The organism is Massilimicrobiota sp. mt181, from assembly GCF_055420065.1.
In genome coordinates, this window is record NZ_JBVAYN010000026.1 from 1 (window position 1) to 23845 (window position 23845).

General features: G+C 33.9%; 16 protein-coding genes. 4 read left to right on the forward strand and 12 right to left on the reverse strand.

Going from position 1 to position 23845, the window contains the following annotated elements:
* Window positions 1-362: 362 nt before the first annotated feature.
* From ACZYT4_RS11875 to ACZYT4_RS11885, 3 genes are read right to left on the reverse strand one after another with little or no spacing between them, the layout of a single operon-like run.
* A complete protein-coding gene (locus ACZYT4_RS11875; protein ID WP_463785986.1) occupies window positions 363-1493 on the reverse strand; it encodes a CapA family protein in 1131 nt (376 codons plus the stop codon).
* Window positions 1494-2003: a dUTP diphosphatase gene (locus ACZYT4_RS11880; RefSeq protein WP_463785989.1), complete on the reverse strand. Its 510-nt coding sequence runs from the start codon at window positions 2001-2003 to the stop codon at window positions 1494-1496.
* Between the two features lie 11 nt (window positions 2004-2014).
* The gene (locus ACZYT4_RS11885) at window positions 2015-2911 is read right to left on the reverse strand and encodes a D-alanyl-D-alanine carboxypeptidase family protein (protein WP_463785992.1); all 897 of its coding nucleotides are present in this window, start codon (window positions 2909-2911) and stop codon (window positions 2015-2017) included.
* 155 nt (window positions 2912-3066) lie between these two features.
* Here ACZYT4_RS11885 and bilS point away from each other — a divergent pair, with 155 nt between their 5' ends.
* The 3 genes from bilS to ACZYT4_RS11900 all read left to right on the forward strand — a co-directional run bounded on the left by bilS (window position 3067) and on the right by ACZYT4_RS11900 (window position 5730).
* Window positions 3067-3555, forward strand: a complete 489-nt coding sequence (gene bilS / locus ACZYT4_RS11890; protein WP_463785995.1) for a flavodoxin family protein BilS — start codon at window positions 3067-3069, stop codon at window positions 3553-3555.
* Between the two features lie 113 nt (window positions 3556-3668).
* Complete coding sequence (locus ACZYT4_RS11895; protein WP_463785997.1) at window positions 3669-4511, forward strand: zinc dependent phospholipase C family protein; 843 nt, start codon at window positions 3669-3671, stop codon at window positions 4509-4511.
* On the forward strand, window positions 4501-5730 hold the full coding sequence (locus ACZYT4_RS11900; protein WP_463785999.1) for an MFS transporter: 1230 nt from the start codon (window positions 4501-4503) through the stop codon (window positions 5728-5730). The genes ACZYT4_RS11895 and ACZYT4_RS11900 overlap by 11 nt, the downstream gene beginning before the upstream one ends.
* A 42-nt stretch (window positions 5731-5772) precedes the next feature.
* On the opposite strand, the gene carB is transcribed toward ACZYT4_RS11900, so the two are convergent.
* The 8 genes from carB to ACZYT4_RS11940 form a co-directional block, all read right to left on the reverse strand.
* Window positions 5773-8967 carry a carbamoyl-phosphate synthase large subunit gene (gene carB, locus ACZYT4_RS11905; protein WP_463786001.1) on the reverse strand — a complete coding sequence of 1065 codons (3195 nt, stop codon included), beginning with the start codon at window positions 8965-8967 and terminating at the stop codon, window positions 5773-5775.
* Window positions 8960-10039 (reverse strand): carbamoyl phosphate synthase small subunit, encoded by a 1080-nt coding sequence (locus tag ACZYT4_RS11910; protein WP_463786003.1) that lies wholly within the window; start codon window positions 10037-10039, stop codon window positions 8960-8962. The genes carB and ACZYT4_RS11910 overlap by 8 nt, the downstream gene beginning before the upstream one ends.
* A gap of 224 nt (window positions 10040-10263) precedes the next feature.
* On the reverse strand, window positions 10264-10611 hold the full coding sequence (locus ACZYT4_RS11915) for a P-II family nitrogen regulator (RefSeq protein WP_373153877.1): 348 nt from the start codon (window positions 10609-10611) through the stop codon (window positions 10264-10266).
* Between the two features lie 13 nt (window positions 10612-10624).
* A complete protein-coding gene (locus ACZYT4_RS11920) occupies window positions 10625-11863 on the reverse strand; it encodes an ammonium transporter (protein ID WP_087304528.1) in 1239 nt (412 codons plus the stop codon).
* Between the two features lie 25 nt (window positions 11864-11888).
* Window positions 11889-13343 carry a glutamate synthase subunit beta gene (locus ACZYT4_RS11925; protein WP_463786006.1) on the reverse strand — a complete coding sequence of 485 codons (1455 nt, stop codon included), beginning with the start codon at window positions 13341-13343 and terminating at the stop codon, window positions 11889-11891.
* A gap of 11 nt (window positions 13344-13354) precedes the next feature.
* Complete coding sequence (gene gltB, locus ACZYT4_RS11930; protein WP_463786008.1) at window positions 13355-17869, reverse strand: glutamate synthase large subunit; 4515 nt, start codon at window positions 17867-17869, stop codon at window positions 13355-13357.
* The gene (gene asnB / locus ACZYT4_RS11935; RefSeq protein WP_463786011.1) at window positions 17850-19430 is read right to left on the reverse strand and encodes an asparagine synthase B; all 1581 of its coding nucleotides are present in this window, start codon (window positions 19428-19430) and stop codon (window positions 17850-17852) included. Before asnB ends, gltB begins: the two co-directional genes overlap by 20 nt.
* A 26-nt stretch (window positions 19431-19456) precedes the next feature.
* Entirely contained in the window at window positions 19457-21550 is a 2094-nt protein-coding gene (locus ACZYT4_RS11940) for a glutamine synthetase III family protein (protein ID WP_463786014.1), read from the reverse strand.
* Between the two features lie 264 nt (window positions 21551-21814).
* On the opposite strand from ACZYT4_RS11940, the gene purF reads away from it, so the two are divergent.
* Window positions 21815-23218: an amidophosphoribosyltransferase gene (purF, locus tag ACZYT4_RS11945; RefSeq protein ID WP_463786016.1), complete on the forward strand. Its 1404-nt coding sequence runs from the start codon at window positions 21815-21817 to the stop codon at window positions 23216-23218.
* A gap of 26 nt (window positions 23219-23244) precedes the next feature.
* On the opposite strand, the gene ACZYT4_RS11950 is transcribed toward purF, so the two are convergent.
* Window positions 23245-23829, reverse strand: coding sequence for a hypothetical protein (locus ACZYT4_RS11950; protein WP_463786018.1), 585 nt, complete (start codon window positions 23827-23829; stop codon window positions 23245-23247).
* Between the last annotated feature and the right edge of the window lie 16 nt (window positions 23830-23845).

The window sequence follows — 23845 nt, forward strand, 5'->3', positions numbered from 1 at the left end:
AGGTTTGCCTTTTCTTTTTGTCCTCTTTCCTTATTTCTGTATATATTATAGTCCTTTCTTTTGGCACTGTCAAGTATCGAGTGCTAAAAATTTGAAAATTATTTGTTAAATCCTTGTAAAATCAATGATTCACAAGGACTTTCCACTCTTAGAATCCTTATGATTTTAAATCTGACACCAATTTGACACCAATTGAAAATCCACATATCCTTTTCTAACTTTGTATGAAGTTTTTTCTCCACGAGAAACACTATATCTTTCTTCTTTATATACAAATACTCACATAATGAATATATATTCTTTTTAATAACTTATTTGACATGATTAAAATCATTGAAAAAAGAAACGTCTGAAACGTTTCTTTACATATCGATTTGAATATCTTCAGCCACTCTTTCTTTGACCTTCTTTTTCATCTTATCAATTGAAATTGTGATTCCATCATAGCCCTGCAATGCATGTTTTTTAGCAAGGTCCTCTGTATAGTCTTTTAATCTATATACAGTAAAATTCTGTCTGGTATCATAAACATTATGAGAATCACCTGCTTCATAATGATTCATTAATGGAGTCAAAACAACATTTTCAATCAGACATTCATTACCTTCTTTTCTAAAATCACAAGATAACATACCTTCCAATTGAGTTTCTTCTTCTAGCATACCACTTACAAAATTACCTAGACTATAGGCCACCAATGTCTTATGTCCATCTTGTCCTTCTATCCATTCAACCGGTTGCAAGGTATGAGTATGTGTGCCGATAATCATATCAACTCCCAGATCTGCTAAATATTTTGCATATTTCTTTTGAAAAGGTTGTGGTTCTGTGTCTCCTTCAACACCCCAATGACAAGATACAATCACAATATCACTGATTTCTTGTGCATTCTCTACATCTTTTTTGATTTGTTCTTCATCAAATGCATTCATACAATAGGATGGATAATCTTCTGTAGAATTAATCATTTGATTATATGCTAAAAAAGCAATGCGTATACCATCTTTCTCTACAACCTGAATCGTATCTCTTTCCTCTTGTGATTCGTATAACCCAATATACGTCATATCCTGATATTTTCTAAACACTTCTATAGAGTGTTGAACACCATCATAACCTTGATCTAACGCATGATTAGTCGCTCCATTGACAACATCAAAACCTACATCATGTAAATTTCCAGCCATTTCATCAGGTGTATTGAAATATGGATAACCACTTGCCTTTCCTCCACCTAATATTGTTTCCTGATTGACAAAAGCTAAATCTGCTTTTTCAATAAAAGGTTTCATATGTGTATAATAAGCTGAAAAATCATATCCATCTTCATGCTTTGCTTCATCTAATAGTTTTTGATGCATCAAATTATCTCCTACTGCAACAAATGAAACCGTATCATCTTCTGGTTCTTCTTCAACTTTCTGCTTGGATGCTGGTTTTTGGCATCCAACAAATAGAACCATTGCCAATAACAGCATTAAAAATTTTTTCATTTACTTCGTTGTGCTCCCAAAACCACCATTACGGATTTCATTTGTATCATCATCTTCAACGATACCATATTGCATAAAGATTCCTTGAGCTATACCCTGTCCAGCAGAAACTTCCACTGTTTTATTTTCATTTGTATCATTTGTCATCTTAATAAAAATATGACCTTCATTATCTGAATAGAAATAATCACTATCAATAACACCTACTGTATTATTCAACTGTAAACGATATTTAAAACCTAATCCACTTCTAGGATAAATCATTAAAACCCATCTTTCATTCATTTCACAACGTATCCCAGTAGGAATCTTGATTGTTTCCTGTGGTTTTAAACAGATATCAACAGGCGTATAAAAATCATACCCTGCAGAACCTTTTGTTGCTCTTTTTGGTAATTGAATAGCATCATAAATCTGCTGAATTTCTTCTTCAGAAGCTTCTGGACGATAATCCAAATAACCCTCCTTAAATTGTTGATAAGAAACTTTGTAAAATTTTGCTGTTGTCATACTCTTTCTCCTTAACCTTCATAATATTCTTCTAACGTTATATTTTCATTATGTAACTTAGTTGCCAATTCTACTCCTACATAACGAATATGCCATGGTTCATAACTATAACCAGTTACACGCACTTTATCTTGAGGATATCTTAAAATAAAACCATATTTATAACCATCACTCACAATAAAACGACCTAATGGGCTATCAGCCACTTTCTCACTGAGACGATCACCTTGCGTTGTATAAGAGATATCCACACTTAAACCCAGCTCATGTTCACTACGACGAGGATAAGCATTATATTGAATCGCATGTTCTTCTCCAAACACTTTCACAGAATTATCCCAATATAATTGCTGTGTCTCAGGCTCACGATAAGCAGAAATGGTATAAATATCAATGCCTTGAGCCTTGGCTGCCTGATAAAATCTTGTATAGGCCTCGTTGGCTTCTTTACGTAACTGTTGGCTACAATCAATCACTTTTTCTAGATCATCAGGTTTCCAGCCTTCAGGTATCTCATGAAGCTTATTGACCAAAACAGTTACATCTTCAGGATTTTCTACGGTATCTGCCTGTGCAGTTATAGGATTAATTAAATCTCCTACATATTCTACAACATCAACAGTTAAATCCTGTTGCGATTGATTGCCACTTTGATCTTCTACATAATAATGAATAACTTTCTTTCCAACTGAAGTCGTATCGATTTCACTATGTGTGACCTGATCTGTTAAATCACCATCCACATCATCTACTGCTTTCAATATATATGTACTATAATCTATTTTTTCATTTAAAGCTACCTGTACTCGTGATTTTGACAAAGTCAAAACAGGAGCTTGTTGATCTGATGTTTGACATCCCGTCAGCAAAAGCAAGGCAGCGATTATTGACATTTTCCATTTCTTCATCATACTCTAACCTTTCCATTCATTTAAACTATACCCTCTATTGCCTACTATTATAAACCAATCCCACAAAAAATTCTTTAATTTTTTATTAATTTATGATATTTGACAATCAACAGCAAACTGCTATAATTATGACTTAATAAGGAGGCGGTTTTATGAAATATGCTATTGTCTTTTCAAGCCCTACAGGAAACACAAAAATATTAGCTGAAGCTATTAAACAAAATATGTCAGGTGATTGCTGTTATTTTGGAGAAGCACAGGATGCACCTTTAGAAGCCGATTATCTTTTTGTCGGTTTTTGGACAGATAAAGGTCAATGTGATGAACCCATCCAACAATATTTAGAAAAATTACAGAATCAGAAGATATTCTTATTTGGTACTGCTGGTTATGGTGGAAGTCAAGAATATTTTGAAGGTATTTTAACACGTGTCAAAAATTATATTCCACAAAGCAATCAGATAATGGGACAATTCATGTGTCAGGGTAAAATGCCAATGAGTGTGAGACAACGTTATGAAAAGATGGCTGAGGACAATCCTGAAAGATTTTTACCAATGATTCAAAATTTTGATTTGGCCTTAGAGCATCCAAATCAGCAAGATATTGAAAATTTAATTCATCAAATCCAAGCTCTTTAAAACATAAGAAATGTCTTATGTTTTTTTCTTATTACAAATATTTAATACATTTTTTACATTATTTTATCATTTTTATGTTAAGATAAATGATGACCATGAGGGGAGGAAAATATATGCCAGCTATATATACACATTATTGTTTTGGTGAAGAGATGAAAAAAGTCTATCCATCTCATATTCAAAAGATTATTCAAGAACACATAGATCTTTATGAAATTGGATTACATGGTCCAGATATCTTTTTTTACTATCATATATATCATCATAATGACATGAATCGTTGGGGAAGTACGATGCATAAACAAAACGCTTATGATTTATTTCATAAATCAAAAGATATCATTAATGATGAAGCTCAGATAGCTTATATGTTAGGGTTTATAGCTCATTTTGCATTAGACTATCAATGTCATAGTTATATTGAAAAGAAGATTGTGGCATCTCATGTGACTCATTCTCTAATTGAATGTGAAATGGATAAATATTTATTGATTCAAAATCATCAAAAACCACTTTATACTGATTTGACTTTGCATTTACATCCAACAATTGAAAATGCGAAAGTCATTCAAACATTTTTTACACAGTTTACAGATCAACAAATACTATCTACATTAAAATCAATGAAAACATACAATCATTTTCTAGCTAGTCATAATCCATTCATTCGAACATTAGTTAAAATATTCTTATTCATTTCTGGTAAGTATTCAGGATATCGTGGCTTACTTATGGATAAGAAGGAACACGTCTCATGTAAAGATAGTAATCTGCGCCTAACAAAGCTTATGAAAAAAGCAATTCCGTTTTGCTTAGAATTAAGTCAAAACTATTATAACTACTTAACAAAAGACGAAGAACTAAGCTCACAGTTTTTAGCTCATTATAGCGCTCAAGACGGATGGGAAAATATACCAGTATTGTCTTATGAAAAGGAGAAAGATTATGTCATCTAAAACAACATCTTTAGAAAAGAAATGGATTATGTATGATATTGGAAACTCAGCTTTTACATTACTGGTTTCTACAATTATGCCTATTTATTTTAACTTTTTGGCTGATAGTGCTCATATCTCTGAAACAAACTATTTAGCTTTTTGGGGTTATGCCACTTCATTAGCCACAATTATTACAGCTATTCTTGGACCTATTTTAGGAACGGCTTCTGATTTTAAAGGTTGGAAAAAGAAGCTTTTCATGGTTGCTTTATTAGTAGGTGCATTAGGATGTATCTTACTTGGGTTTACTTCATCCTGGTTATGGTTCCTTTGTCTATTTGTGATTGCGAAATCTGCTTATTCATTAAGTCTTGTTTTCTACGACTCAATGCTAACGGATATTACAACACCTGAGCGCATGGACAATGTGTCTGCAAAAGGATATGCCTGGGGATACATAGGTAGCTGTCTACCATTTATTGCCAGTTTAGCACTTGTGTTATTTTATGAACAGCTTTTACTCACAATGGAAACGGCTATGAGCATTTGCTTTCTTTTGATTGCTTTATGGTGGTTATTATTATCAATGCCTCTTATTCAGGGGTATCATCAAACTTATTACTTAGAAAAAGAAAAACATTTTATAAAAGCAAGTTTTGTACGTTTAAAAAATATCTTTGTAGATTTAAAAAACAATCCAAAAGTTTTATTCTTTTTACTGGCCTTCTTCTTTTATATTGATGGAGTTTATACAATTATCGATATGGCTACTGCCTATGGAACGGCTTTAGGATTAGATACAACAGGATTGTTATTGGCACTATTATTAACACAAGTTGTCGCCTTTCCAGCTGCTTTAATTTTTGGTAAATTAAGCTCTAAAATTGAAAATACAAAATTAATGAAAATATGTATTTTTGCCTATTTTGTGATTGCCTTATATGGTATCACCCTCCAACAACAATATCAATTCTGGATTTTAGCTGTTGGGGTAGGCATATTCCAAGGAGCTATTCAATCATTATCACGTTCATATTATGCAAAAATCATTCCAGCTAATCGTTCTGGTGAATATTTTGGTTTATATGATATCTGTGGTAAAGGTGCTTCATTTATGGGAACAACACTTGTTTCATTGATTTCACAATTAACAGGTATGATGAACATTGGTGTTGGTTCTTTAGCTATTATGTTTTTGATTGGATTTATCTTCTTTATGAAAGCTGAAAAAATATAGATATGCAAAAAGAGGAACTTGATGATAAAGTTCCTCTTTTTTCTATATCTTTGTAATATCAATTAATGATGTATCTCCATGATGTCTTTTTTCAAGGCAGTTAATTAATGCCTGTGCAGTATCCAAAGATGTATAAATTGGAATACCTGCCTCTACCGCAAAACGGCGAATCATAAATCCATCTTTTAAGTTATTGTTTCTTGTTGGAATATCAATAACCAAATCTACTGTATCTGTTAACATCAAATCAAAGATTGTATTTTTCTTATCCGCAATATAATTGACAAGATGAGCTGGTACTCCATGTTCAATTAAATATGTAAATGTTCCAATCGTTGCATAAATATCATAACCAAATTTATGATATTGTTTAGCAATTGGTAAGAATTCTTCTTTAGCACTATCTTTAATCGTACAGATAATATTCTTTTTCTTTGGTAAATCAATTCCTGTCGCAATAAATGCTTTATAAATAGCTTCATCAAAGTCTTTAGATACACCTAAAACTTCTCCTGTAGATTTCATTTCAGGGCCTAAGCTGATTTCTGCTCCAGTAATCTTTTCAAACGAGAAGACTGGCATTTTAATCGCTACTGTATCCTTTTCTTTGGCTAATCCATATTCATAACCTTGTTCCTTAATTGTTTTACCCATAATAACATGTGTTGCGACATCCACAACAGGAATATCAGTCACCTTAGAAATATATGGAATTGTACGTGAAGAACGTGGATTAACTTCAATGACATAAACCTGATCTTCATAGACAATAAACTGAATATTAATGAGTCCAATGACATGTAAAGCTTTTGCTAATCTCTGTGTATAATCCACAATCACATCTTTAATTTCCTGTTTGATTTTTTGTGGTGGATAAACAGAAATACTATCTCCACTATGAACACCTGCACGTTCAACATGTTCCATGATTCCTGGTATTAAAACACCATGTTCATCACAGATAGCATCGACTTCGACTTCTTTACCAGATAAATATTTATCAATCAAAATAGGATGTTCCTGATATTGACGATTAATGATTTCCATAAATTTCTTGATATCTCCATCATTTAAAGCAATTTCCATACCTGCTCCACCTAAAACATATGATGGTCTAACAAGAACAGGATATCCTAAACGATTAGCAACTTCTAAAGCTTCTTCTGTTGTGAAAACTGTTGACCCTCTTGGACGATCTATTTCACAACGTTGTAAGATTTCATCGAATCTTTCACGGTCTTCAGCTGCATCTACGTTATCAGCAGATGTTCCTAAAATAGGTACTCCCATTTCCATTAAAGCTTTTGTCAATTTAATCGCAGTCTGTCCACCAAATTGAACAATAGCTCCATCAGGTTTTTCTAAACGAACAATGCTTTCTACATCTTCTGGTGTCAATGGTTCAAAATATAAACGATCAGCAATATCAAAGTCAGTTGATACTGTTTCTGGGTTATTATTGACAATAATTGTATCATATCCAGCTTCTTTTAATGCCCAAACACAATGAACTGAACAATAATCAAATTCAATACCTTGACCAATACGAATTGGTCCAGATCCTAAAACCATGATTTTCTTTTTATCATCTCTTGGATCAACTTCATTATATCCACCATAAACAGAATAGTAATATGGTGTTGACGCATCAAATTCAGCAGCACAAGTATCTACTGTTTTATAGACTGCTTCAATATGGTTATCAAGTCTCATTTGATGAATTTCTTGAGATGTATGATTTGTATACTTTCCAATAATATGATCAGGGAATTCTAATCTTTTGGCAAGTTTCAATAAATCAACAGTTAATGGTTGTGTTTTTAATTGATTTTCTACTTCCACAAGATGTTTGATTTTATCAATAAACCAGCAATCAATACGTGTAATATCATGAATCTCTTCTTCACTCATTCCTTGTCTTAAAGCTTCTGCTACAACAAAGATACGATGATCATCAACATCTTTTAATTTCACTCTTAATTCTTCTAATGAAAGTCCATCGACTTCAGGAATATGTAAATCATAAACATTTTGTTCTAGAGAACGTAAAGCTTTCATAAAGGCTCCTTCAAAATTATGACAAATACTCATAACTTCTCCAGTTGCTTTCATTTGTGTTCCTAATTTTCTTGATGCTCCAACGAATTTATCAAATGGCCATTTTGGAATCTTGCAGACAATATAATCCAATGTTGGTTCATAAGAAGCATATGTTTTACCAGTAACAGCATTTTTAATTTCATCCAATGTATATCCTAAAGCAATCTTTGCAGCTAATTTGGCAATTGGATAACCTGTTGCTTTAGAAGCTAGTGCTGAAGAACGAGATACACGAGGATTAACTTCAATCACACAATATTCAAAACTATCTGGATTTAAAGCAAACTGTACGTTACATCCACCTTGTATATTTAAAGCTGTAATAATATTTAAAGCTGAGCTTCTTAACATCTGATATTCTTTATCAGACAAAGTTTGACTTGGCGCAACAACAATACTATCTCCTGTATGAACTCCAACAGGATCAAGGTTCTCCATATTACATACTGTAATACAGTTTCCATGTCCATCACGCATCACTTCATATTCAATTTCTTTCCATCCTGCAATACTTCTTTCAATTAAACATTGACTGACACGTGATAAACGTAAACCATTAGAACAGATATGATGTAATTCTTCTTCATCATGAGCGATTCCGCCACCTGTTCCTCCTAATGTATAAGCTGGTCTGACAACGACTGGATAACCAATTTTATTAGCAAAATCAATCGCTTCATCAACATGATTGACAACAATAGACGCTGCACATGGTTCTCCAATTCTTTCCATTAAGTTTTTAAATTCTAAACGGTCTTCTGCAAGTTTAATTGTATCTGTTGAAGTTCCAATTGTGCGTACATGATGTTGATCTAAAAATCCTTCATCAGCCAATGCCATCGCAATATTTAAGGCATTTTGTCCACCAAGTGTTGGTAAGATGCTATCTGGTTTTTCAACTTCAATTAAGTGTTTGACAACAGGAACTGTTAAAGGTTCAATATAAACTTTATCAGCAATATCTTTATCTGTCATGATTGTCGCTGGATTGGAATTGATCAAAACAACTTCAATACCTTCCTCTTTTAAAGCACGACATGCCTGTGTTCCAGCATAATCAAATTCAGCTGCCTGTCCAATGATAATTGGACCGGAACCAATTACTAAGACTTTTTGAATTGTATGATCTCTAGGCATTTTGATTTCCTCCCATCATTTTTATAAATTCATCAAATAAATAGGCTGTATCTGTTGGTCCAGCACATGCTTCTGGATGGAATTGAACTGTTTTAATAGGTTCTTTTACATATTCAATACCTTCAAGCGTTCCATCATTGACGTTCTGGAACCACATTTTTGCGACTGTTGGATCCAAAGATTCATCTTTGACGACATAATTATGATTTTGTGTTGAAATATAAACACGATTTGTCTTTAAATCCTTAACTGGATGGTTAGCTCCATGATGTCCATAAACCATTTTTTGAGTTTCAAATCCATGTGCCAAAGCCATGAGCTGATGTCCTAAACAAATCGCAAAAATAGGCATTCCACTTTGACTTAATATTTTCATATTGTCAATAATATCTAAACATTCAGATGGATCACCAGGCCCATTAGAAAGCATGATACCATCAAATGCTCCATCAAGAATCGTTTGAGCAGGTGTATGTGCAGGGAAAACTGTCACTTCACAATCTCTTTTCACCAATTCTCTCGCAATGTTTTTCTTGGCACCAAAATCATATAAGGCAACTTTATATTTTCCTTGACCCAAAACATAAGGTTTTGAGCATGTTGTCTGATCAACAACACCGCTAACTTTATATTCACGAATACGTTTTAAGACTTCTTCAAGGTCTTCATAATGATGTGTTGTAATTAAACCATTCATACAACCTTCATTTCTAATTAATTTTGTGATAAAACGTGTATCAACACCTTGAATACCTATAATATCATGTTGTTTTAAATAATCTTCTAATTCAATATTTTTTCTAAAATGACTTCCAAATCTTGCCAATTCATTCACAACAAAACCTTCTACATAAGGTTGATTAGATTCCTGATCTTCCAAGCAAACACCATAATTTCCTATCATAGGATATGTCATGACAACACTTTGTCCAGCATAAGAAGGATCAGTTAAAACTTCTAAATATCCAGTCATAGAAGTATTAAAAACAAACTCACTGATGACTTCTTTATTTCCACCAAAGTGTTCACCTTCAAAAACATGTCCATCTTCTAATATCAAATATGCTTTCATCGTTACCTCCTTGTGTCATAAAAAAACATATCAATAATGATATGTTTTTAAGAAATATAAAAAAATGAGAAAAGAGAAGCATCACATAGAATTGTTTTCAGCGTTAGTGTCTTCATCATATTTCTCATTCCTTTCCTTAGTTCTCGTATAGTATAGTCAAAATTCTACGAATTATCAAGATATTTTTAAAAATTTTTATTACCATAATTTTAAATTATTAATAATTATTCATTAATTGCTTTTTCTCCTGTTTCACGCGTACGAATTTTGATAGCATTATCAAGCTTATAAGTAAAAATCTTACCATCTCCTACTTCTCCAGTATAAGCCGCCTGACAAATCGCTTCAATCGTTTTTTCAGCCCATTCTTCACTGCTGACAACAATTTCAAATTTAATTTTTGGTAACATGTTCACTTCAACTTCCTGACCACGAACATATTCTGTATAGCCATGTTGCAATCCACATCCCATCACTTGAGATACTGTCATACCATTGACTTGGATACGAGCAAGTGCTTCTTTGACTTCTTCATACTTTTCTTCTCTTACAATTGCTTCAACTTTAATCATATTCACTTTCCTCCTAATCTAATCCATTAAAAGACGGATAAGCATTTTCCTGATGTTCAGAAATATCCAATCCTTTTTGTTCTTCTTGTTTAGAGACACGAAGGGTTGTGAAACATCTGACAATAGCAATACAAATCAATGTGCCTACCACTGCCACTGCAATCGTAATAAGAATACTTGCTAATTGAGCTAAAAACAATTGAGTATCACCAAAGAATAAACCATTCCATCTAGCAACATCATTAATAGAAGTCTGAGTAAATAACCCTGTCGCAATTCCACCCCAGATACCACCAATACCATGGCATCCAAAAGCGTCCAAAGCATCATCATAACCTAATTTCTGTTTCACTTTAGAAATCATCAGATAACAGATAGGACTACCAACCAATCCAATAATGATAGATGCCCAGATAGGCACATATCCTGCTCCTGGTGTAATAGCGACAAGACCGACAACCATACCTGTCACACTTCCTACCAACGTTGGTTTTCCACTCATGAATACATCCATCAGCATCCATGATATCATTCCAGCAGCTGCTGATAGACCTGTTGTCATAAAAGCATGAACAGCTAATTCATTAGCCTGTAAGGCACTTCCAGCATTAAAGCCAAACCATCCAAATAAAAGTAAGCTAGCACCTAAGACAACAAATGGAATATTATGTACATGATATTGTACACGTAAGTAATCTTTACGTTTTCCTAAAACAATACATAAAACCAGCGCACTGACACCAGAACTGATATGGACAACATTTCCACCAGCAAAGTCTATTGAACCAATCTTTGCTAAAAAACCACCAAGACCCCAAACCATATGAGCCATTGGATAATAAACAATCACTGACCAAAGAATAATAAACAAAAACAAAGCTTTAAATTTCATACGTCCAGCGACTGCTCCAGTAATTAAAGCTGGTGTAATAATGGCAAACATCATTTGAAAAATGGCAAACTCTAAATGAGGAATTGTGGATACATAATCTGTTGTACTTCCTTCGATGCCCTGTAGACCTAACCAGCTGAAATCTCCAATGATTCCAAAGTGATCATTTCCAAAAGCCAGTGAGTATCCAAATAATGCCCACATCACTGCTGCAATCCCAATGACAAATATAGAAGTCATCATTGTATTGACAACATTTTTACGGCGAACAAGTCCACCATAAAAGAATGCAAGTCCCGGTGTCATTAATAACACCAGGGCACTACATATTAACATAAAACCAATATCCCCTGAATTCATATCATAGACCCCCTAACTCTATTTATTATTCATTCATATAGCTATATCCCATTAAGTATTGATCAACTTCTTTGGCACATTCATTACCTTCAGCGATAGCCCAAACAACAAGAGATTGACCACGATGCATATCCCCTGCAACGAAAATCTTCTCTTCCTTTGTCGCATAACTCTTTGGCATTGTCGTCACAACTTGACGTTGATTTACCGATAAATCAAACTGTTCTTTGATATCGTCTTCAATACCTACAAATCCTGCCGCAATCAACAATAAATCTGCCTTTACTATTTTTTCACTATCTTCTTTTTCAACCCATTGACCATCAACCATTCTCCCCTGAACAGTTTTCACAGCTTTGAGTTGTCCATCTTCTTCAATACATTCTTTAATCGTTGTTTCATAAACACGTGGATCTTTCTTAAAAACAGCCAGACTTTCTTCTTGTCCATAGTCTGTTTTCAATTCATCTGGCCACATTGGCCAAGGACGTGTGTTTTGATGAGGTGGACATGGCATCATTTCTAGTTGTGTAACTGATGCACATCCCTGACGAATACATGTTCCTACACAGTCATTACCGGTATCTCCACCACCTACAACAACCACATGTTTTCCTTTGGCATCAATACGTAAAGGACTCTGATTTAATAAATCCTGTGTCACGCTTTTCAAAAAATCCACTGCAAAGTAAATTCCTTTAGCCTGTCTTCCAGGCATATTCAAATCACGTGCTTTTTTGGCTCCGCAACATAACACAATCGCATCATAATCTTTTAATAATTCTTCTTTCGTTATATCTTGTCCAACATGAACATTGGTATAAAACTGAACACCTTCTTCTTTCATTAATTGAATACGACGTTCAATAATTTGTTTTTCAAGTTTCATTTGAGGAATACCATACATCAATAATCCTCCTAAACGATCATCTTTTTCAAAAACACTGACCTGATGTCCACGTTGATTTAATTTATAGGCTACCGTTAATCCTGCAGGACCACTGCCAATAACAGCTACTTTTTTAAATGAACATATCGGTGACTGTTCAGCTTTCATCAATTGATTCTGATAAGCTTTTTCAATAATAAATAATTCATTATCTTTAATGGTCACGGCATCTCCATGCAATCCACATACACATGCCTTTTCACACAATGCGGGGCACACACGTCCTGTAAACTCTGGGAAGGGATTTGTTTTTAACAGACGTGAGAGTGCACGTTCATCATTATGATGAAAGATTTCATCATTCCACTCAGGAATGAGGTTATGTAAAGGACAACCAGTAACCATATGATTGATTTCAATAGCTGATTGGCAAAATGGAACACCACAATTCATACAGCGTGCTCCCTGCTGACGACGTTTTTCATCAGAAAGAGGGATGTGGAATTCCTGAAAATCAGCGATTCTTGTTTCTGGTGATTCAGTGAAATTATCTTCTCTATCAAACTCTAAAAATCCTGTAGCTTTTCCCATACATTACCCTCCTATTGATGAACTTCTTTAAAGGCCATTAATGCAGCCTCATCATGTGAATAGCCTTGTTTTTCAAAGCTTTCTATATTTTCTAACATATGTGCATAATTAACTGGCACAATCTTTTTAAAATGTGGTATCCAAGCTTCAAAACTTTCTAAGATATCTTTAGCCAGTAATGACCCTGTATATTGCACATGTTTTTGTAATAACAATTTTAAATCTTCTATATCCTTATGCTGTCTGACTTCCTGCATTGTGACCAATTCTTTATTTAAACGTAAATATAAATCATGATCTTTATCTAAGACATAAGCGATACCCCCGCTCATTCCTGCCGCAAAGTTCTTTCCTGTTTTTCCTAAAACAACCACTTTTCCACCAGTCATATATTCAAGTCCATGATCACCACAGCCTTCTACCACAGCAATCGCACCAGAATTACGGACCGCAAAACGTTCACCAGCACGACCACTGATATAGGCTTCTCCTGATGTTGCTCCATATAAGGCAACGTTTCCAACAATGACATTATCTTGAGCCACAAATTGAGCATTTGAAGAAGGATGAATAATCAGTTTTCCACCAGATAATCCTTTTCCAAAATAATCATTGGCATCTCCTTCAACTTGCATTGTGAGACCTTTTGGTATAAAGGCTCCAAATGATTGTCCGGCTCCACCAATACATTCAATCTGATAAGTATCATCTTGCAGATTGTTTTGGAAACGTTTTGTGATTTCACTTCCCAGCAATGTTCCTAAACTACGATCAAGGCTGGAAATATGTATTGTCTCCTGATGTGGCTGTTTTGTTTCCAGATAAGAAAGGAATCTTGGTAACAAGACTTTTAAATCCTGACTATCTTCTAAGTGGAAATCAAAAACATTTTCTTTTTGGAAATGCACATTGAGATCCTTTTTTGTAAAGAATGATTCTAATTCCTGATATTCTGGTTTGACTTTCAGAACTTCCATATGTCCTACCATTTCATCTATGCTATGGAATCCCAGCTGTGCCATGATTTCACGTAATTCCTGAGCAATAAAAATCATAAAGTTCATAACATATTCTGGTTTCCCTTTAAAACGTTTTCTAAGTTCAGCATTTTGTGTCGCAATCCCAACAGGACAAGTATCAAGGTTGCAAACACGCATCATCACACAACCCATTGTCACTAATGGTGCTGTCGCAAAACCAAATTCTTCTGCACCTAATAATGCTGCCACAGCTACATCTCTTCCTGTCATTAATTTTCCATCTGTTTCTAAAACAACACGTGTTCTTAAATCATTTTCGATAAGACTCTGATGAGCTTCAGCTAGTCCTAATTCCCAAGGCAATCCCGCATAATGAATCGAACTTTGTGGGGCAGCCCCTGTTCCTCCATCATAACCAGAAATCAAAATAACCTGAGCTCCTGCTTTCGCAACACCTGATGCAATCGTTCCAACTCCTGATTCTGAAACAAGTTTGACAGAAATACGCGCATCACGATTGGCATTTTTTAAGTCATAAATCAATTGTGCCAAATCTTCAATAGAATAAATATCATGATGTGGTGGTGGTGAAATCAAAGTGACTCCAGGTGTTGAATAACGTGTTTTGGCAATCCAAGGATAAACTTTCTGTCCTGGTAAATGGCCTCCTTCACCTGGTTTTGCACCTTGTGCCATTTTAATTTGAATTTCTTTGGCACTGACCAGATATTCACTTGTGACTCCAAAACGACCACTGGCCACCTGTTTAATGGCACTATTGGCTTCTGTATATAATCTTTCTGGATTTTCTCCACCTTCTCCAGAATTTGATTTTCCTCCTAAACGATTCATCGCCACAGCTAAACATTCATGAGCTTCCTTAGAAATAGAGCCATAAGACATTGCTCCTGTTTTAAAACGTTTGACAATCTCTTCAACACTTTCTACTTCATTAAGAGGAATAGAATGTCTTTGTGTTGTATCAAATTCTAATAAATGACGTAAAGCAAATGGCTGACTTTCTAATTGATGAGAGTATTCTTTAAATAATGCATAATCACTACTTTGAGTTGCTCTTTGAAGTAAAACGATTGTTTCAGGACTATACATATGCACTTCACTTTGTGGTCCACGTCTCAATTTATGGAAACCTAAACTTTTTAATGATGTATCTGTCTTTAATCCTAATGGGTCAAAGGCATGATCATGATAGTAATGAATATCAGCTTCAATATCAGCTAATCCTTTTTCCCCAACACGATAAACTGTATTTGGGAAATAGTTTTCCATAATATCTTCCTTTAAACCAACAACTTCAAAGATTTGTGCAGACTGATAAGATTGTAATGTAGAAATTCCCATCTTCGCAGCAATCTTGACAATACCTTTTAAAACAGCATGATTATAATCTTCAATCGCTTTATTTTCTTCCTTATCCAACATATTAAGCTGAATCATTTCCATAATACATTCATGGGCTAAATATGGATAAATCGCTGTTACACCAAAACCTAACAGACAGGCAAATTGATGAACATCACGTGGTTCCCCACTCTCTAAAACAATGGACATTGCTGTTTTTCTTTTGGTTTTAACCAAATGACTTTCCACAGCTGAAACAGCTAACAACGAAGGGATAACCAAATGGTTATCATCGACACCTTTATCAGAAAGAATTAAAATATTTACACCTTGACGATAAGCTTTATCACAATCAAGGAATAATTGATCTAAAGCTTCTGTTAAGGAAATACCTTTATAATATAATAAAGAAATAACTTGACTATGGAAACCATCACGATTTAACTGTTTCAATTTATCCATATCACGACTGTCTAAAATTGGATTATTAATTTCTAATACCTGACAGTTATCAGACTGATCCTGTAATAAGTTTCCATTTGAACCTAAGTATACTGTTGTATCCACAACAACTTCTTCTCGTAAAGAATCAATAGGTGGATTTGTGACTTGGGCAAACTGTTGTTTAAAATAGTGGAATAATGTTGGATGTTTTTGACTCAACATAGCAAGTGGAATATCTGTTCCCATGGATGCTGTTGGTTCAATACCATTTTTTGCCATTGGTAAAATCATATCTTTGACGTCTTCATAAGTATAACTAAAAATCTTGTATAAGATATCACGATCACTTTGACTATGAATATGAGATTTTTTATCTGGTGCTGGTAAATCTTTTAAGTGTAATAAATAATAATCCAGCCATTCTCCATAAGGATGTTCTTTAGCATAGCTCATTTTGCAGACTTCATCTTCAATCAGCTGTTGTTTTTGTGTATCAACTAATAACATTTTTCCTGGCTGAAGACGTGATTTTTTGACAATATGACTTTCATCAATGTCTAAAACACCAACTTCTGATGATAAAATCAAAGTCTGATCATCCAAAATATAATAACGTGATGGTCTTAATCCATTTCTATCTAAAGTGGCTCCCATGGAAATACCATCAGAAAATAAAATAGCAGCTGGTCCATCCCATGGTTCCATCATTGTTGCATAATAGTGATAAAAGTCTTTTTTCTCTTGTGACATAGCTGTATTTTTCCATGGTTCTGGAATCAATAACATCATAGCTTTAGCTAATGGCATCCCATTCATATATAAGAATTCTAACGTATTATCTAGCATAGCTGAATCTGAACCATGCACATCGACAATTGGGAAAACCTTTGTCATATCTGATGAAAAATACTTTGAATCTAATGTTTCTTCTCTCGCCAGCATACGATTGGCATTTCCTCTAATTGTATTGATTTCTCCATTATGAGCAATCATACGATTAGGATGTGCTCTTTGCCAGCTTGGATTCGTATTGGTAGAAAAGCGTGAATGCACTAAAGCAATCGCACTATGATAATCATGATCCTGTAAATCATCATAAAATTGTCTTAACTGATGAACAAGAAACATGCCTTTATAAACAATTGTTGATGAAGATAAGGAAACCACATATGTCTGTGGTGAAGATTTTTCAAATTCACGACGAATCACATATAATACTCTTTCAAAGTCCATTCTTTGTTGACAAGTTTTAGGCTTTTCAATAAAGCATTGCATAATATAAGGCATACAATCTTTCGCTTTTTGACCTAAAATCTCTTCATGGCAAGGTACTTCTCGCCATCCTAAAAATGTTGCCTGATGCTTTAAGACAATACGCTCTAAAGTTTTCATAGCTTTTTGTCTTGTCAGTGTATCTTGAGGTAAAAAAAACATACCTACTGCATAATCATATGGTTGAGGTAAAGCCATATGGAGATCATGGGCAATTTTATTGAAAAAACGATGTGAAATCTGTAATAAGATACCGACTCCATCACCAACTTCTCCACTGGCATCTTTTCCAGCACGATGTTCCAGTTTTTCTACAATGGTTAATGCCTGATTCACAACCTGATAATCCTGTCTTCCATCAATATGAACAACAGCTCCAATACCACAGGCATCATGCTCTCTGACATTATGCAGCCCCTGATTATACTCTTTCATTAAATCATCCTTTCTATTTTCCACTGTCTCCATAGTTTTCTAAAAATCTAGCAGAAGGATCGTTCACCTGACAACCTTCCCAATTTGGATTTGGCATCCAGAATCCTTTGACCATATGGGCCTGATGAGGATAATATTTTTCAAAGATTTCGCGATATAATAATGACTCTTTTGTAAATGGTTGCGCAAAATCATATTTCTGTCTTTTTTCTTCAAATTCCTGATCACTATAATACTGATTTGCATAAGCTTTAATTTCATCACTTAATGAATGTCCCACTGCATCAGAAAAAGCAGCTTTTTCACGCATTAAGATATCTTGAGGTAAATATCCTCTATCAAACGCTTTACGTAATAAATACTTTCCTTTTCCATAATTATTCATTTTTAATGTTGGATCAATATGCATAACATAGTCCACAAAAGCCAAATCCCCAAAAGGCACACGTGCTTCTAAGGAATGAACACTGATACAACGATCGGCACGTAAGACATCATACATATAAATTTCTCGAATACGTTTTTCAGCTTCCTTTTGAAACTCCTTGGCATTTGGTGCAAAATCGGTATATTTATAACCAAATAATTCATCTGAGATTTCACCTGTTAATAAAACTCTAATATCTGTATGTTGATGAATATACTGACAGACAAGATACATACCAATAGATGCACGAATCGTTGTAATATCATAAGTTCCTAAAGCTGCAATCACAGGTTCTAAAGCATTAAGAACATCATCTTTGGTAATGATGACTTCTGTATGTTCACTACCAATAAAATCTGCAACTTCTTTAGCATATTTTAAGTCAATGGCATCTTCTTCCATCCCAATCGCAAATGTACGAATTGGTTTTTTTAATAGACGGGATGACACTGCACAAACAAGTGAAGAATCTAATCCTCCACTTAATAAGAAACCAAGTGGTGCATCAGCATCAAGTCTTTTTTCAATGCCTTTGACTAATAAATCATGTATCTTTGTATAAATCGTATCAAGATCATCATGATGATAGTTTTCCACCAGGCTCATATCTCGATAACAAACAAACTCCCCATTTTGATAATAATGTCCTGGTGGAAAAGGTATAATCTCATCACAGATTCCAACTAAATTTTTTGCTTCTGAGGCAAAGACAATGTGCTGATTTTGATCATAGCCATAAAATAATGGGCGAATCCCGATAGGATCTCTGGCCGCAATAAATTCTTTTGTATCACCATCAAAAAGAATCAATGCAAATTCTCCATCTAATTCTTTAAACATGTCTACACCCATTTTTTGATAAAGAGGAAGCAGGATTTCACAATCACTCTCCCCTTGAAAGTCAAAGCCCTGCTTCATTAATTCTTCTTTTATTGGTCTAAAACCATAGATTTCACCGTTGCATACAACATAATGATTCCCTCTTTGAAATGGTTGCATACCATATTCATTTAATCCCATGATGGATAAACGTTGAAATCCTAATAATCCTTCGCCTGTATCTACAATACGCATAGCATCAGGTCCCCTGGTATGTGTTCTTTCAAACCCCTTTAAGAAAACTTCTTCTGATACATGTTGTGCACAATATCCCATAATCGAACACATCGTCATAACCCCTCTCTTTTATGATTTTATAAAATACCAAATAATAGTTTGCCATATGTTGGGAATGGCCATACACTTTCGGCAGTTAATGTTTCTAATTCATCGCATGGTGCACGTAAAGCACTCATAGCTGGAATCACTTCATCTCGATAATAGAAAGCTGCCTTTTCAAAGTCTTCAATCGCTTCAGCTTCTTTTAAGACTTTATCTAAATGTTTTGTTGCTTTGAAAGCTTTATCTAATAATGTAGAAACATCTTTTAAAGTTTCTTTTTCATAAACATTATCTAACTGTGCAACTTCTGCTTTCATAGCACATGTTTGTGCTAAATCATATGAATATTGACTAACAGCTGGTAAGATTTCTTTTTGAGCCATATTCACCATTGTTAAAGCTTCAATATGCAAAATCTTAACATATTCTTCCATCATAATTTCATAACGAGAACGAACTTCCTCTTCATCAAAGACTTTATGTCTCTTAAATAAATCAATATTTTCATCTTTAATAAAATATGGTAAAGCATCTGGTGTTGTACGTAAGTTCAATAATCCACGTTTCTTAGCTTCTTCTACCCATGAATCATCATAACCATTTCCATTGAAAATAATACGTTTATGTTCTTTGATTGTATCTTGGATTAAAGCATGTAATGCTGATGAGAAATCAGATGCTTTTTCTAGAATATCAGCAAAACCTTTTAATTCATCTGCAATCACTGTATTTAAGACAATATTACATCCGGCAATAGATGAACTTGAACCTGGCATACGGAATTCAAATTTATTTCCTGTAAAAGCAAATGGAGAAGTACGGTTACGATCTGTTGTATCCTTAGGGAATTTAGGTAAGACATGAGCCCCAATCTTCATGACTTCTTTTTCCTTAGAATCATATGGACAATCTTCTTCAATAGCTTTTAAGATTTCAGCTAATTCATCACCTAAGAAAACAGAGATAATAGCTGGTGGTGCTTCGTTAGCTCCTAAACGGTGATCATTACCTGCAGTCGCAACAGATAATCTCAATAAATCCTGATGTTCATCAGCTGCTTTAATAACAGCACATAAGAATAATAAGAATTGAGCATTTTCATGTGGTGTTTCACCTGGTTCTAATAAGTTCACTCCTGTATCTGTTGATAATGACCAGTTATTATGTTTACCACTTCCATTAATACCATCAAATGGTTTTTCATGTAATAAAGCCACTAAACCATGTTTTTTCGCAATTCTTTGAATCAATTCCATTGTTAATTGGTTATGATCAGTCGCAATATTTGTGGTAGAGAAAATAGGTGCTAATTCATGTTGAGCTGGTGCTACTTCATTATGCTCTGTTTTCACTAAGACACCCAATTTCCATAATTCTTCATTCAAATCATTCATAAATTCCTGAACTCTACTCTTGATTGTTCCAAAGTAATGATCTTCCATTTCCTGTCCTTTTGGAGATGGTGCACCAAATAAAGTACGTCCTGTATAAATCAAGTCTTTTCTTTGTTCATAATATTTTTTATCAACTAAGAAATATTCTTGTTCAGGTCCAACTGTTGTTTTGACATTCTTGACATCTTCATTACCAAATAATTTTAAGATACGTAATGCCTGTTTGTTGATAGCCTGCATACTTCTTAATAATGGTGTCTTTTTATCTAAGGCATGTCCTGAATATGAACAGAATGCTGTAGGAATACATAAAACGCCATTTTTAATAAAAGCATAAGAAGTTGGATCCCAAGCTGTATATCCTCTGGCTTCAAATGTTGCACGCAATCCCCCATTTGGGAAAGATGATGCATCTGGTTCACCTTTAATCAATTCTTTACCAGAAAATTCCAAAATGACTTTTCCATTTTTGTTTGTTCCAATAAAACCATCATGTTTTTCAGCTGTTACACCTGTCATTGGCTGAAACCAGTGTGTGTAATGTGTAGCCCCATGTTCCACTGCCCAATCTTTCATCGCATTGGCAACAGCATTTGCAATCTTGATATTTAAAGATTTCCCCTCCTTGATTGTTTTTTGAAGCTCTCTGAAAGTATCTTTCGCAAGTCTTTCTTCCATGACTTCTTCATCAAATACCAAAGTTCCAAAAATATCAGTTATTTTCTTTTCCATATCTATCACTCCTTATCACATAAACGCTTATTTTTCGTTTACTTATTTTGCATTATGCTACAAAGCGTTATATTTGTCAATGATTTTTTATCATTTTAATAAATTATTATTACACCTATTGAAAAATATTCATCTTTTCGATATAATAAACGCGAATAGGAGATATTGAATCCTAAAAATATCAATATTTGTTTAACATTTTATACAGATTTCAATATATGATATCCATCTCCTATTCTTTTTTATAATTTAAGGAGAATAAAAATGACTGATGATTTAAAAGAAATTCATGAAGAGTGTGGTGTTTTTGGTGTATTTCAACATCAGAATGCTGCTAATCTCTGTTATTATGGTTTACATGCCCTTCAGCATCGTGGGCAAGAAGGTGCTGGTATTTTAGTTGCGAATGATCATAAACTTTCTATTCATAAAGGAGAAGGATTGGTCACAGAAGTTTTTAATAGTGAAAAAATTAATCAGATGAATGGCATTCACGCTATTGGTCATGTGCGTTATTCAACTGCTGGTGGGGGCGGTATTATGAATGTACAGCCATTGCTTTTTAGAACCATGGCTGGTGACATGGGAATTTGTCATAATGGAAATATTGTGAATGCTAATGTATTAAAAGCTGAACTTGAAGAACAAGGCAGTATTTTTTCATCTTCATCTGATACTGAAATCTTAGGACATTTAATCAAACGTCAAAAAGGACATATGATAGATCGTATCTGTGCTTCTTTAGAAAAATTAGATGGGGCTTTTGCGTTCCTTATTCTTTTAGAAGATCGTCTCTATGCTGTAAGAGATCGTTATGGATTAAGACCTTTAGCGATTGGACAGCTTCCTAATGGAGCTTATGTCTTTGCCTCAGAAACATGTGCATTAGACATTGTAGGTGCTAAATTCTTAAGAGATGTCGAACCAGGTGAAATTATCAGAGTTAAAGATAATCAATTGTTATCTCGTCTTTATACAAAACAACCTATTCACGATAAAATCTGTGCGATGGAATATGTATATTTTTCTCGTCCTGACAGCATCCTTGATGGCATTAATGTTCATACAACACGTAAAAATGCTGGAAAGCAACTTTATTTAGAAAGCCCTGTGGATGCAGATATTGTGATTGGAGTACCAGATTCTTCTATATCTGCTGCTATTGGATATTCAGAAGCTTCTCATATTCCTTATGAAATGGGTCTGATTAAAAACAAATATGTGGGAAGAACATTTATCCAACCAACTCAGGAATTGAGAAATCAGGGCGTTCGTATGAAGCTATCTGCTGTTTCTTCTATTGTGAATCAAAAAAGAGTCATCATGATTGACGACTCTATTGTGCGAGGAACAACATCCAAACGTATTGTAGCCTTATTAAAAGAAGCAGGAGCTACAGAAGTTCATGTCAGAATTGCTTCACCTGCAATCAAATATCCTTGTTTCTATGGTGTAGACACTTCTACTCTTGATGAATTAATTTCTCACAAGATGACCACTCAGGAACTTTGCGAATATATTGGTGCTGATTCCTTAGCATTCATCAGTGAAGAAGGACTGAAAAAATCTATTCATTTTAAAAAAGAACATACCTGTGATTTATGTATGGCATGTTTTAATAAGCAATATGTCACACCTCTTTATGATAATGATTTTCAAGATGATTAAGACATCTTTTTAATAACTATTTAAAGTCATACTATTTTATAATGTTTGAAAAGAGAAGCTTCACCAAGCTTCTCTTTATGCAATTCATTATTAAAATGAACATAATCTTTTATTTTCGATATGATTTCATCCTGTGAGATATGATTGAGCATTGTACATCTTATACGATAATAACAATCATCCAAATAAACTGTAAAATAACATTCATTTGTATCAGTATTCATATTTATAATCACTTGAGCATCATCAACAACAATCATTTCTTCTTTTCCAATAATAGACTGTGGATAACTCGTTTGTTGATGAATAGTATATTCTGTAGTTTTGGAATCTAATGTAAAAATATACTCATAAGGTTCATAATCTTCAAAATGAATAAAATAATTTTCATGTACACTTAAAAGCTTATATTCACCTGTATTGATAAAAGCATCAAAATCATAAAGGTCATAAAATGACAAATGAGAATATTTCTCAAAATCTTTTATATTTTGGAAATTATGTATCTTGTTGACATCAATAAAGAGTGATTGAATGATCAAATAAACAATAACATAGATACCTAAACCTATAATCAGCAAAATACCTATCATTTTCACTATTTTTGTCATTCTTATCATCCCCTTA

Coding starts and splice junctions, on each gene's coding strand:
- purF (WP_463786016.1), top strand. CDS start 21,815: ATGACTGATGATTTAAAAGAAATTCATGAAGAGTGTGGTGTTTTTGGT.
- ACZYT4_RS11885 (WP_463785992.1), bottom strand. CDS start 2,911: ATGAAGAAATGGAAAATGTCAATAATCGCTGCCTTGCTTTTGCTGACG.
- gltB (WP_463786008.1), bottom strand. CDS start 17,869: ATGGAGACAGTGGAAAATAGAAAGGATGATTTAATGAAAGAGTATAAT.
- ACZYT4_RS11925 (WP_463786006.1), bottom strand. CDS start 13,343: ATGGGAAAAGCTACAGGATTTTTAGAGTTTGATAGAGAAGATAATTTC.
- ACZYT4_RS11915 (WP_373153877.1), bottom strand. CDS start 10,611: ATGATTAAAGTTGAAGCAATTGTAAGAGAAGAAAAGTATGAAGAAGTC.
- ACZYT4_RS11920 (WP_087304528.1), bottom strand. CDS start 11,863: ATGAATTCAGGGGATATTGGTTTTATGTTAATATGTAGTGCCCTGGTG.
- ACZYT4_RS11910 (WP_463786003.1), bottom strand. CDS start 10,039: ATGAAAGCATATTTGATATTAGAAGATGGACATGTTTTTGAAGGTGAA.
- carB (WP_463786001.1), bottom strand. CDS start 8,967: ATGCCTAGAGATCATACAATTCAAAAAGTCTTAGTAATTGGTTCCGGT.
- bilS (WP_463785995.1), top strand. CDS start 3,067: ATGAAATATGCTATTGTCTTTTCAAGCCCTACAGGAAACACAAAAATA.
- ACZYT4_RS11880 (WP_463785989.1), bottom strand. CDS start 2,003: ATGACAACAGCAAAATTTTACAAAGTTTCTTATCAACAATTTAAGGAG.
- ACZYT4_RS11950 (WP_463786018.1), bottom strand. CDS start 23,829: ATGACAAAAATAGTGAAAATGATAGGTATTTTGCTGATTATAGGTTTA.
- ACZYT4_RS11895 (WP_463785997.1), top strand. CDS start 3,669: ATGCCAGCTATATATACACATTATTGTTTTGGTGAAGAGATGAAAAAA.
- ACZYT4_RS11875 (WP_463785986.1), bottom strand. CDS start 1,493: ATGAAAAAATTTTTAATGCTGTTATTGGCAATGGTTCTATTTGTTGGA.
- ACZYT4_RS11900 (WP_463785999.1), top strand. CDS start 4,501: ATGTCATCTAAAACAACATCTTTAGAAAAGAAATGGATTATGTATGAT.
- ACZYT4_RS11940 (WP_463786014.1), bottom strand. CDS start 21,550: ATGGAAAAGAAAATAACTGATATTTTTGGAACTTTGGTATTTGATGAA.
- asnB (WP_463786011.1), bottom strand. CDS start 19,430: ATGTGTTCGATTATGGGATATTGTGCACAACATGTATCAGAAGAAGTT.